Consider the following 12,264-nt stretch of genomic DNA (forward strand, 5'->3'; position numbering starts at 1 on the left):
AGAAAGGTTGTATGTCTCATGAAAGTTGCCAAGTTTGGAGGAAGTTCTGTATCTACTGCAGATCAAATCAAGAAAGTATTAAATATCGTTAATTCCGACGAGGATCGGAAAATTACCATCGTCTCAGCACCAGGTAAGCGACATAAAGAAGATGTTAAAACAACTGATTTACTTATTCGCTTATACGAAAAAGTTATTGATGATTTAGATTACATTTCTAAAAAAGAAGAAATTATTCAGCGTTATGCTGATATTATTTATGAATTAAAAATGAGTGATAACTTATTAACTACTATTGATCAAACATTAGAAAATTTCATTGCTACATTAAAAGATAAACCTTCACGTTTATTAGACGCTTTACTTTCATGTGGTGAAAATTTCAATGCACAATTAATTGCAGAGTATAACAATAGTCAAGGTATACCAACTCGCTATATATCTCCTGGAGAAGCGGGCATTCAAGTTACTGACTTGCCTCAAAATGCACAAATTTTAGACCAATCATATGAAGCACTATATAATTTAAGAGCATATGATGAAAAATTAATCATCCCAGGATTTTTTGGTGTTTCAAGACAAAATTATATAGTGACGTTTCCTCGTGGTGGTTCTGACATTACTGGCGCCATAGTTGCAAGAGGTGTGCGAGCTGACTTATACGAAAACTTTACTGATGTTTCAGGTATTTTTAGAGCAAATCCGACAATTGTTAAAAATCCTGAAGTCATAGATGAAATCACTTATAGAGAAATGCGAGAACTGTCTTATGCAGGATTTGGCGTCTTCCATGATGAAGCCTTACAGCCACTACATAAAGATAGAATCCCTGTCGTTATAAAAAACACAAATCGCCCAAATGATACAGGGACATTTATACGTCATGACAGAGAAATTAATTCTAATAATATAGTGAGTGGTATTAGTTGTGACAAAGGCTTTACTGTATTAAATATCAAAAAGTATTTAATGAACAGGCAAGTGGGATTTACTCGTAAAATATTAGGCGTGTTAGAAGATTATAATATTTCTTTTGACCATATGCCTTCAGGTATTGATAGCATCAGTATCATTATGCGTTCTAAAGAAATCCACAACAGAGAAGAGCAAGTACTTAACGATATTCGCGATAAATGTGACGTTGATGAATTAAGTGTAGAACACGATTTAGCCATCCTAATGATCGTCGGCGAAGGCATGCACAGAATCGTTGGTACGGCTAACACAATTACGCATGCATTAGCAGAATCTAAAATTAATTTAAAAATGATGAATCAAGGAGCTTCGGAGATTTCCATTATGTTTGGTATTGATGTAGCAGATGCAGATAAAGCTGTGAAATCAACTTATGAATATTGTTATAACGGGAAGTGCTTAAAAGTATAGCATTGCATATTTATTAACAATCAAAAATCCTTCAAATCCATTTTGTCTCCCTATCAGGACTGACGAATGATTTGAAGGATTTTATATTGCTTTTTTCTCTGAAATAAGTGCTTGATTAATACGTTCATCACCGACAACCAACCTCAATATTACAAATTGATAATAACTTAGTGAATCAATTACATTTCTATAATTTGGAAGTTGATGGTAATCTATTGGATCTAATAGTTCATACATTAACACGATTTCTGGTTTAATATAATCTACGTCCCATTTGATAGAATGAAAATAAATATTTTTCTCTGGTAACCTTATATTGTGGTTCCATCTAAACATCCACTCTTCATCTTTAACATCATATACAATTATAGTCATAATCAATGTATCACCATCATATATATTTGCGTGAGTTATTTTTGAGAAATCTACTGCTGTATAATCAGAAGTACTATGAGAAGTATCATGCAATAATGTTCGGTATTCATTTGGAATATATTTCAAGACTTCCCCTAAAAACTTTCTCTCTACACTAATGTCCACTTTATTATCTAAATTAAATGAATCATGTAAAAACAGTTGCTTTGCTATTTCACCATTATATTTAATTAAATTTGGTACATTTATGTTTAAAATTTCAACAATTCGCCTTATTGATTTATTTTTTTCATTTTCCAAATGTGCACCTCCTGACAAAAAGTAAGCGTTTCCAATAATTAATATTATATAGTTTGTCCTTAAATATTTCAATGTATTAAATACAAAAACGTGAAATAAAACACAAAATATTTTTAAAAACTACCTACCAAGGTATAATCATGATGCGAATGGTTATCTAAAACATCTGGCCTATTTAATAGAAAAATATCGTTAGCATTTGTGTTAAGTATTTTTTGAATGTCAGCAATAGCAGGTATCGTCTGGTATAAATCATTACCTAATATAAACGGTGCAGTGATGAAATAATATCGAATACGATATTTGGAAAAAGTTTGTACTACATCTGAACCAACAATGATATGAAATGCACTATCAACTACGCCATTAGGTACAATAATATTGAAATTTGTATATTTAGATACATATTTAATTATATCTGTAGAGTAACTGATTACAGATATTTTGATATCATAGGAGGAAAGTTCATCTAAAATTTTATATGCAAAAGGATGATTATCAAAAGCTATAATATCCTCATGTTTAATTGTTCGAGTAATATGCTCGAGATATTCTTTTATTGTACTCAAATCACTGTTCACCATCTTCCTCATTTTATATTGCGTATAATTTATTATAGCTATTAATCCTCTTAAGTTAAACCGTTATCTATTTAAAAAAATACCACTTAAGTACTCAAAAGATACGAAAGGAATTAATTTACAAATATATATTATGTACAGGTTGGTTATAATATATTAATATGAATATAATTAAAGTAACTATAAATGAATTGGTTAATAGCATTTGTAGAAAATTAAATAAAAGCGTAAAATGAGCTATGTTAAAAAATTTAATAAGATTAGGATGATATTCATGTTTTTACCACTTATATTACTAATAATAATTGTACTACTTATTATTATAGTATTTATAGATCATCGTGTTATGCAGAATAAGCTTGAAACCGAAACTTATGCTAAGGATCAATTAGTAACTAAAATAAGTACAGTTACTCGTGAAAATACAAATCTAAAAAACAAAATGTTGGATATAGGTTCAAATAATGACACGCATCACCATGGTCTCAGAAAAGCTAAACAAGATTTAACAGTCATTTTAAATGAACAAAAAGAGCAAGGTGTTATAGCATATTTCGATATTATTGCTACTGGTAATTTAGCTGTTAAGCACCCATTATTTGAATATGCAAGAGCTTTTGATTATATTGTTTTTACTGAAAAAGGAATCTTTAATATTAATGTAAAAAATTGGAAGCAGAAGACTTTCTATCACTTTACTTCTGATTCAGCAGAGCAAACTGAAATTGAAAATGAGAATTCTGTGCATCAAATTGTAGGAAGATATATTGCCAACCAATTTCATGGCCAGTTTCAATCATCTCGTTCTACGACCTATACATTTATAGAACGTATTAAAGAAAATTCTGTCATTTATGACTTTTACAATTATGATCCTTATGAGCAAGCTTCTAAAAACACTCAAGCATTAGAAGCAAAAATCCAAGAACGTTTAAATCAACAAATTCCAAACGTTGGTCTCGTATACTTCACAGATGGTAGTGTGAATTTAATTGATGGCCCAGCAATTAGAAATAATTACGTTGAAACTGTTTCTTCTAAATCTTCTTTACAAGAAATTATAAAAGAAACTTTACATTTAAAAAATGACGTATTAACTAAAGAACAATATGATAAATTAGTCGCACGTTTTAGCTAATTTAACAAAATAGATCTTAGGTGATAGTTCGCCTAAGGTCTATTTATTTATACTTGTATAGTTATTTTCAAAATATCACTGATCTTTCAGTCCAAAGTTACCACTTTTATCAATTGATTTATTTAACATAATAAATACCACCAATGTTTAATTTATATATTATAATCTTTTTAGTGTAATATGGAAGTAATTTGGGACGATTTCTGTGGAAAGATTACAGACTAAGGCTGTGCTCGGGGAAAACGTGCACAAAAAAACTGCCAACAAAGTCGGAAACTTTGTCGACAGTCAGGTCTGTTTTATACTTTATCTATCTGCTAAGTAATACAAAGGTATATCAGCTACTTAAAATAAGTTTATTTACTCCAAAGGTTTATTTGATTATTTTTAGCCTGTGTTTCAGCTTTTTTAAATACCTCTCTATACTTTCCATTTGGAGAAAAATATTTTTCTCTAGCTAATCCTTTTTTCACCAATTCTTCATTAAACATTGTTTTATCATCGAGCCATACATATGCTAATGTTCTTCCATAACGATCTTCTTTTTCTTTATCATATTCTAAATAAATATCTTTATTCGTTAAATGTTTCTTAGAATAATCGGAAGCTTCTTTACCGTAAGGCTCTACAGGCGTATTAGGTTTAACAGTTTCTGGCGTATCCATACCTATTAACCTTACCTTCAATTGTTCATTGTCACTGTTTTTAGCCACTAAAGTGTCTCCATCTACAACACGGTCAACATGAACCTTTTCCGAATTATCAGGGCCTGAAGATGTGTCACTACTACCATTCTCTTGAAATGGTCCCGTATGATTAATAAATTGAAATGCTAATACACCCAATACAATTACTATTGCAATCAACGATGTCATTTTCTTTTTCGATTTCACTGTTGCACCCACTTCTTTTTAATTGTCCAAATCATCATATAGAAAAAAGAGCAATGCGTCAATATTACAAATGTGTTTTCTATGGGGGAAACACATTATTAGGCTATTTACGTCATATATAACATCTATTGTATAAAAAAATTAATTATGACAAAAAACTATTTTTACAATATTATCACCCAAATATTGTAAAATAGAAGTTCAATGAAATATATTTGATTTTATTTATCTATTCAAATAACTCATGCTATAATACTTGATGAATAGGAGTGAACAAGTTGAGTATATTTAAAGAGAACATGATAACGATTATCGCAGTTGTCATAGCTATAATTATCGGTATGGTGTTACAATATCAATTTCAATTACCACTAATGGTATCAGCAGTCGTAGCTATTTGCTTAGGCCTCTTAGTTGGTTTCATCGTATTTGTAATCCAAGCAATTGTCACTAAAAATAAGCATAAATAAATTTAACTGCCGCATAATAAAATGTCGGCAGTTTTTTATCTGCTTTGGTATTAAGCAATTTTATATCCATCCTTTATGTTTAGCAATATGCCATGCATCATAACGATTTTCAGCTTCTAACTTGTCGATAATAATCGAAGTATAGTTTCTAATCGTGCTGTTAATGTCTTGATTAAATAATAACAAATTTATCAATTGTATCATTTCTCATAAAATATTGTTATTTTTATCCTTGAATCCTTATCAATAATCATACATTTTAAAAAGACCACATTCATTAAATCCACTATATATAAATTTAATAAATATGCTCTATCATTGCTTCCTTATAAAAACCTATACAATATTCAATCATTATTTTTTAATAATTCAACACCTGTATTTTCGTCTGTAACTAAGACATCAATAAGATTATTATTTAAAGCTGCTTTAATAGCTTTTTCTTTATTTTTACCCCCAGCTATTCCTATTTTCAATGGGATTTTTTTATACTCTTCAATGTCTAAAGAAATAATACGGTTATTCCATTCACAATTAATTTTTTCGCCATTTTCATCAATGAAATTATACATAATATCTCCAATAGCTTTATTTTTGATGTCTTTGAAACTAAGTTCATCACGATATGAAGCTACCATTGTTGATTGTTCAGGATTAGCTCCTATACCAACTATCGCTATTGTTGCTTGCTTCATTTTTTCAGTAACTTTACTAACAAATTTTTGTTTCATCATAAAGTGTTTAAATTCTATGTCGTCAACAACTACAGGTGCGTGAAGTAACATATTATGGGCTCCAAAGCATTTGCTAAAACTATCTGCAATATGATTAGCATGTATGTCCATTGAAGCATTCCCCATACCACCAACCAAAGGTACAAACAAAACATTAGAATATTTATTATTACTATTAGTATTTTTAACTACTTGATCCATTGTTGTCCCTGCTGAAACAGCAACAATATCATTATTACCAAGCTTTCTAAGTAAATAATTACTACCTGCAAGACCTAGTTTAGTTTTTAATTGTTTTGTTTCTTTCACGCATATAACTTCTTCTAAATCATATTCTTCTTCAAGCTGAGATTCTAATTCTAATAAATCATTTTCATTTATTTTAATTTCAACAATCCCTTTTTGCTTTGCGTGAGTTAGATACTTAGATACTGTAGGCCGACTCACGCCCATTATTTCTGCTATTTTACTTTGGCTTAATTCTTGATGATAATACAATTTACAAATTTTTATCATCACTCTAGTATCATCTAAAATTGACATCGTTATCCCTACTCAAATGTTAAAATATCTCCTTTATCTAAATCTGGTAACTCATTACCACTTATTGCTACTGCTCCGGGTAAAATATCTTCTTTATTTAAATAAACTGATATATGCCCTAGAGTCATTAGATTATTATGGGCTTCTGATCCTACTTTATCAACCCTAAATTCAATATCATTAATTTTAAAAATAGAAGTACTATTCAAGCTAAAATCATCACTTACTTCTTCTGTTTCATGAATATATGAAATATCTTTTAATTCATCTGGAGCTGAAGTTCCGAATAACACAAATAAATTATCTTCTTTAAATACCGGTGCTATACTACCAAAATCTTTTATAATTGTTTTATACATAATTATCTCTCCTTAATATAATCCAAAACTAGCAAAATATGCAATTAATACTGCTAGCACACCCGTTATCATTCTACTATAGAGTACAGCAGGGACACCGACTTCAACTGTTTTCTCTTCAGCTTCACCCAGTGATAACCCAACTGGAATGAAATCAGCACCTACTTGACCTGTGATGGCGAATAAAGCAGGTAGGGCAAATTCTGGAGGAACGTTTCCAGCTCCAATTTGTGTACCAATTAGCACACCAATCACTTGAGAAATAACAGCTCCAGGTCCTAATATTGGCGACAATATAGGTATAGTACATATGAATACTAATATCAAAAGACCAATTAACGATCCAGCTAACGGGCTCATTAATTTTGCTAACCATTCACCGATTCCTGTGTAATTTATAATACCAATTAACATACTAATAAAAGCCATAAATGGTAATATGTTTTTTATTAACATATCAATAGAATCTCTACCAGCTTGATAAAACGTGCCAGTAACATTACCAATTCCTTTAGAAAAACGTATTAATAATGATTCTTTTTTCTTATTTTCTTGTTCATTTTGACTATCAGTTTCTTCAGTATTATTTTCATTAATACTTTCCACTTCTGTTGACTCTTTAACATCTTCACTTTCTGTTGTATCATTTTCTAATTCGATATTAGCTACTTTAACACCCGAAACAAAATTTTCTTCATTTATATGTTTCGCTAAAGGTCCACTAGGAGAGGTCGGAAGTAAATCTACAGTTAGTATACCTTTCATAGGATATACACCAATTCTTGCTGTCCCACCGCAATCTATAATTGCCGCAGCTACTCTGTTATCTTTGATTGTGTTTTTAAATCCATCTACTGCCTCTGCTCCTGTTAGATCAGCTATTTTTTGCGCAACTGGATGAATACCTCCCCCAGTTACTGATAAAATAACATTTTTTTCTTCTGTTGGAGCTATTGTAAATCCTTTACCCCATCCACCGTTACCTTTAGTTACTTTAACAGACTTATACATTTTAATTCACCCCTCGTTATAAAGCGTTTACATTTTTTTGTATAGATAAGCAGTTATTCTTTCTGTAATAAAACCTCTGATTAACATAATTACTATGGCTATTAAAAAATATCTCACGGCTAATTCTGATGTATCTAAACCGGCTTTTTGTATACCATTAGCAATACCAAGATAAACGAAGAGTTCACCAGCATTTGCATATGGAAAAAGTGCAGTAACCGGATGTAGGAATGTTACTAATGAATCGAAAAATGCTGGCTTTTTCTTTTCATCTACGAACTTACCAAATGTATAAGCCATTGGGTTGGTTAAAAGTAAGATTGATAGCATAGGCATAATTGTATATCTTGTTAGTGTATACTTAGATGTTAATTGAATGGCTTTTGTTACTCGTTCTTCTCCAATAAATTTAATCATTGCATAAGTAAATGTCAGTAAAACAACGAGTGTTGGTACAATACTGGTAAACAGTTCAGTGAACTGTTTACCGCCTTCTTCAAACAAACCAATAAAATGTTTACCAAACCATTCTATTATGTTCATGATACTTCACCCCTTAGGTACATATTAATATTTTCATGTACCTTTGTATTTTTAACATTCTCATCTTGTCTGACTTTCAATTTATATAAGTAACTTTGTATTGTATAAACACTTATTAAATTTTCTTCATGCCATACTGAAATGATAATAACTTTAAAAATTTTAAATTTCTTTTCAACAGAAATATTAATTTTATGTGTTTTTGAATATTGAGATTTAATGTTTTGTATTTTTTTATTTATTGCTTTGACTTGAACTATTCCCAAAACAAGCTGTAGCATCATAACAATAATAAGGATGTTTACAATTAAACTCATTTAAAAACCTTATCTTGTTCTTGTCTTAATTTATAAATCACAGAGTCTTTGTTCAAGTCAGTGTTATCATAAGTTAATATTTCATCTTTTTTGATGTCTTTTGTAGCCGTAGTCCCTTTTGTGATAATACCAATAGGGAAAGCGTTAGTATCTTTCATATTTTGATGGCTAGTAATTTCACCTCTAACTGAATAACCACCAATACCATCAATTTCCTCGCCTTGCTTGATATCACGTTTTGCTCTAGCTACTGTTTCTGATACTGGTCCTTCAATAGGTTTAATTGAATAGTCATTATACATTACAGCTTTTGCAATTGTATTAGGCGTTTCTATGCTTGCTAAATGATAAGGTCTATATAGCGTATAATGGTTATTATGACTTTGGTCTACTTTTAATAAGTATCTCAATTCCTCATCTACAATTTCATTATCAGATTTTACAATTACAAAAACACCTGGAGCTAAACCATCTACATATTCAACAACATGAAGGTTATTTAAAACGCCACCTTCAGATTTTAAATTTAATTTTTCATTTACATCATCTAAATTAGCTTCAACACCATGCATTCCATCGATATCAACATCGTAACCAATAGCATTACTTAATAAGTTCATTTCTGCCATTGTTTTTGTTCCATCTTGGAATGCAGCTAACATTTTTGGATTCATATGTTTTGATTGAGCTTCTTCTAAACATGTATCTGGATTTGCATACGGTTGTAGTTTATTATTTTTCCCTTTACCAGCTACTACTACTTCTAACCCCATCGATTTCGCAAATTCATATAATTCTACAAGAACGCCTGGTTCATCACCTGCTGATCCAGTATAAACTAAGCCTTTTTCTTCGAATTTTTTCTTCATAATTGAACCTACAGTAATATCAACTTCTACGTTTAAAAGGACTAAATGCTTATTAGCTTCAAGTGATAATTGCATAATTTGCGCTCCGATTTCAGGAACTCCTGTTGCATCGACTACTACATCTACATACTCACTGTTAATTACTTCTTCAAAACTTGTAGAAGCTTTAATATCATGGTTATGTTTATTGAATTTTTGATAACCTTCAATAGCATAATCTATATTTTTTTGGTCGATATCACACACGCCTCCGGCAATCATTCCTGGAATTTGAGAAATTTGACTAACTAAACCTCGTCCCATTTGTCCAGCACCTATAACACCAACACGAATAAAATCTGTTTTTTCTTCTTTTATTAATAAATCTGAATATAATGACATATATATTACCCCTTTCCAAATGTTCTGTATTAGAACTTATGTGAATAATAATTCAGAAAGCGTTTTCTGTCAATGATATTATTTAATTTTTCAAAGAATTTGTATATCAAATTAATAAATTTAGGCTTTTTTATTTTTTAATCTTTAGCTAATCATGATTATATCTTGAATTTATAATTTAATAATCTTTCATATGATTCTGATGAATAAAATTAGTGTGTGATGTCACAACTTTACGATGACAAATGTCATTAATTATTTTTATTAATAGTAATCTTGTTTACATAATAAATATACCGTTAATAAATATAGCTAACCTCATACCTATTATGAGATTAGCTATATTTTCTCTATTATTTAAGTGTCTATTAAATCACATACAGTTCATTTTGAATCAGAAAATAAAATTTAATGAAACCACTAATTATTTATGGCCACCCATATTTCACTATATGCAAAATCTTGTTCATTATTTTTAAATTTAGTAAATGAAAACATAGGTAAATCAGATAATTCGTACTCTGAATCAGGTAGCCACTCAGAATAAATTTTAGCGTAAGTATCCTGTAAAACGCTTGGATACTCGCCTTCATTTTCAAAAACAATCCATTTACTTTCATTAAAGTTTAAAATTTCTAATTGCTCACTTGGATCACTTTCAGTAGTTACAATACCAATCATATGTGTCAATTTGCCTTGTTCTTTTGTAAACGATTCGTCAGCATCATATGATACGTTTACAATTTCTTTAGGTTCTAAATTTTGTAGTTGATGCATTTCTTCTTTTTGTGAATTTGTAATACTCTTTGCCAATTCTACAATTTCCTCATTAACTCCTTCAAATTGCATAGACACTCGTTTTTGAACGCCGACAATATTAAATTCAGGTTGCTCTACGATTCTTGTTTTCATGTTTATTCCTCCTTTGGTATTAATAGAAAATGAAAGTTTAGGAAATGATATTAAAATTTGATGTTCATAAACTTGCGATGGTAAGTAACCACTCCAAGCTTTAAACGCTCTTGTAAAGCCATCTATTGAATAACCATATTTTATTGCTACAGCCGTAACTGAATACTTATTTAGTAATTCTTTATTGGCAAAATATAATTTTCTCTTCTTTATATATTCCGACAAACTCATCTCAGACAAAAATATAAATAAATTTCTGTAATGTTGTTCAGGTATGCCGATATAATTTGATATTTCAGCTAAATTTAAATTATTAGTTAAATTATTATCTATATAATCTATAGACTCATTTAATTTATTTATAATCATTTCCATCACCTTTCAAATACATAGTAATCAATTTTTAAAAATTTCACTCGACTATTCAAATATAAAATATATCGGTTATATTTGATTACTTTAAATTTAGAACTCTGTTTATTATCAATGAAAGTAAAATCTAATCTTAAATCGATTCCGACTTTTTTAGTTTCATATACGATACTTATGCTAATATACGCATAGTTGATAACCTAAATAAAAAACTCCCTTTAAAGTTTTCACTTTCTCAGTGTCTACTTTAAAGGGAGTATATCAAAACGTCTTAGTCTAAATATTAAAGTTCTTTTATAAAAGTTAAGATTGCATGAAATTCTTGTTCATTCGCTGAAAAAGTACGTTCTTCAATTTCTCGCACTGTAGAGTTCAATAGTTTATAACCAGCAACTTCATCATCTTGTAAATAAGCATTAATACTTGTTTCTAATTCCTTTAACGATGTTGCTTTTAACGTAGATAATTTAACTTCTTGCATATTGCCATCCCCTTTAGAATATTAAATTTATATTGTTTATATCATACTATTTAGGAGAATGACATTCAAACAATAAAACATAGCTATGCGCGTAATTTAATAAAATAATTTATGCTTAATATAGCTCTATATTGACGCAACATACCGCTTATTTTAAAATTAAAGTTCACTAAGTATGATTGAGGTGATTATTTTCTTTAAAACAAAAGAAGTGCGTGCGTTCATTATCTATTTCACAGTATGTCTTACTTTATTTATATTATATTTGATACCATTTTCGCACGCAATATTTGGTTAATAGCTTATATGAAAATTGAGCTATTTGATTGAAATAGCACAGTAACTTAAACTGAGTTATTTCAATCTTTTTTTATCCATAAAAATCAATTTTCAATACTAGTTATATAAATCTTTATTTCGTGCAATAGTTTTTTAATTACTGTTAACCTTCTATTACATCAGCCAATTGTGAACTTAAAAGCTCTCCGATTTTCTTAAATTTTTATTATATTTTCCCTTTCTTTTCTACTTGGATTTTGTCTTAATTTATATGTAGCTTCTATACTATCTACTTTCACTTTAAATTCAATCATTCCATT

General features: G+C 29.5%; 14 protein-coding genes and 1 pseudogene. 3 read left to right on the top strand and 12 right to left on the bottom strand.

What is annotated here, in order from left to right; genetic code table 11:
* Nucleotides 1-18 precede the first annotated feature (18 nt).
* Nucleotides 19-1,386: an aspartate kinase gene (locus ACF91D_RS18625; RefSeq protein ID WP_327620614.1), complete on the top strand. Its 1,368-nt coding sequence runs from the start codon at nt 19-21 to the stop codon at nt 1,384-1,386.
* Nucleotides 1,387-1,467: 81 nt separating this feature from the next.
* On the opposite strand, the gene ACF91D_RS18630 is transcribed toward ACF91D_RS18625, so the two are convergent.
* Together ACF91D_RS18630 and ACF91D_RS18635 are read right to left on the bottom strand one after the other, a co-directional pair.
* Entirely contained in the window at nt 1,468-2,061 is a 594-nt protein-coding gene (locus ACF91D_RS18630; protein WP_119605185.1) for a hypothetical protein, read from the bottom strand.
* 113 nt (nt 2,062-2,174) lie between these two features.
* Nucleotides 2,175-2,630, bottom strand: a complete 456-nt coding sequence (locus ACF91D_RS18635) for a sugar phosphate isomerase family (protein ID WP_392437521.1) — start codon at nt 2,628-2,630, stop codon at nt 2,175-2,177.
* Nucleotides 2,631-2,916: 286 nt separating this feature from the next.
* Here ACF91D_RS18635 and ACF91D_RS18640 point away from each other — a divergent pair, with 286 nt between their 5' ends.
* The gene (locus ACF91D_RS18640) at nt 2,917-3,780 is read left to right on the top strand and encodes a hypothetical protein (protein ID WP_039066668.1); all 864 of its coding nucleotides are present in this window, start codon (nt 2,917-2,919) and stop codon (nt 3,778-3,780) included.
* 356 nt (nt 3,781-4,136) lie between these two features.
* On the opposite strand, the gene nucI is transcribed toward ACF91D_RS18640, so the two are convergent.
* Nucleotides 4,137-4,673: a thermonuclease NucI gene (gene nucI / locus ACF91D_RS18645; protein ID WP_039066670.1), complete on the bottom strand. Its 537-nt coding sequence runs from the start codon at nt 4,671-4,673 to the stop codon at nt 4,137-4,139.
* 278 nt (nt 4,674-4,951) lie between these two features.
* Between nucI and ACF91D_RS18650 the strand changes: the two genes are divergently transcribed.
* Nucleotides 4,952-5,143 carry a hypothetical protein gene (locus ACF91D_RS18650; RefSeq protein ID WP_039066671.1) on the top strand — a complete coding sequence of 64 codons (192 nt, stop codon included), beginning with the start codon at nt 4,952-4,954 and terminating at the stop codon, nt 5,141-5,143.
* 60 nt (nt 5,144-5,203) lie between these two features.
* Here the strand turns inward: ACF91D_RS18650 and ACF91D_RS18655 are convergent.
* From ACF91D_RS18655 to ACF91D_RS18695, 9 genes and pseudogenes are all read right to left on the bottom strand, one after another.
* A pseudogene (locus tag ACF91D_RS18655) lies at nt 5,204-5,305 on the bottom strand (DNA-binding response regulator); the annotation flags it as partial.
* A 185-nt stretch (nt 5,306-5,490) separates the two neighbouring features.
* Nucleotides 5,491-6,420, bottom strand: coding sequence for a sugar-binding transcriptional regulator (locus ACF91D_RS18660; protein WP_107549148.1), 930 nt, complete (start codon nt 6,418-6,420; stop codon nt 5,491-5,493).
* Between the two features lie 8 nt (nt 6,421-6,428).
* Nucleotides 6,429-6,779 carry a PTS glucitol/sorbitol transporter subunit IIA gene (locus ACF91D_RS18665; RefSeq protein ID WP_327620616.1) on the bottom strand — a complete coding sequence of 117 codons (351 nt, stop codon included), beginning with the start codon at nt 6,777-6,779 and terminating at the stop codon, nt 6,429-6,431.
* 12 nt (nt 6,780-6,791) lie between these two features.
* Nucleotides 6,792-7,790, bottom strand: coding sequence for a PTS glucitol/sorbitol transporter subunit IIB (gene srlE, locus ACF91D_RS18670; protein ID WP_327620617.1), 999 nt, complete (start codon nt 7,788-7,790; stop codon nt 6,792-6,794).
* Between the two features lie 27 nt (nt 7,791-7,817).
* Nucleotides 7,818-8,333, bottom strand: coding sequence for a PTS glucitol/sorbitol transporter subunit IIC (srlA, locus tag ACF91D_RS18675; protein ID WP_107549151.1), 516 nt, complete (start codon nt 8,331-8,333; stop codon nt 7,818-7,820).
* On the bottom strand, nt 8,330-8,650 hold the full coding sequence (locus ACF91D_RS18680) for a transcriptional regulator GutM (RefSeq protein WP_119585580.1): 321 nt from the start codon (nt 8,648-8,650) through the stop codon (nt 8,330-8,332). Before ACF91D_RS18680 ends, srlA begins: the two co-directional genes overlap by 4 nt.
* Nucleotides 8,647-9,900, bottom strand: a complete 1,254-nt coding sequence (locus ACF91D_RS18685) for an NAD(P)H-dependent oxidoreductase (RefSeq protein ID WP_327620618.1) — start codon at nt 9,898-9,900, stop codon at nt 8,647-8,649. Before ACF91D_RS18685 ends, ACF91D_RS18680 begins: the two co-directional genes overlap by 4 nt.
* Nucleotides 9,901-10,320: 420 nt before the next feature.
* Nucleotides 10,321-11,181, bottom strand: a complete 861-nt coding sequence (locus ACF91D_RS18690; protein ID WP_327620703.1) for a GyrI-like domain-containing protein — start codon at nt 11,179-11,181, stop codon at nt 10,321-10,323.
* A 286-nt stretch (nt 11,182-11,467) separates the two neighbouring features.
* Nucleotides 11,468-11,665 (bottom strand): hypothetical protein, encoded by a 198-nt coding sequence (locus tag ACF91D_RS18695; protein ID WP_069793443.1) that lies wholly within the window; start codon nt 11,663-11,665, stop codon nt 11,468-11,470.
* Between the last annotated feature and the right edge of the window lie 599 nt (nt 11,666-12,264).

Source organism: Staphylococcus sp. 231237_7MaSpsaltlick, assembly GCF_043107035.1.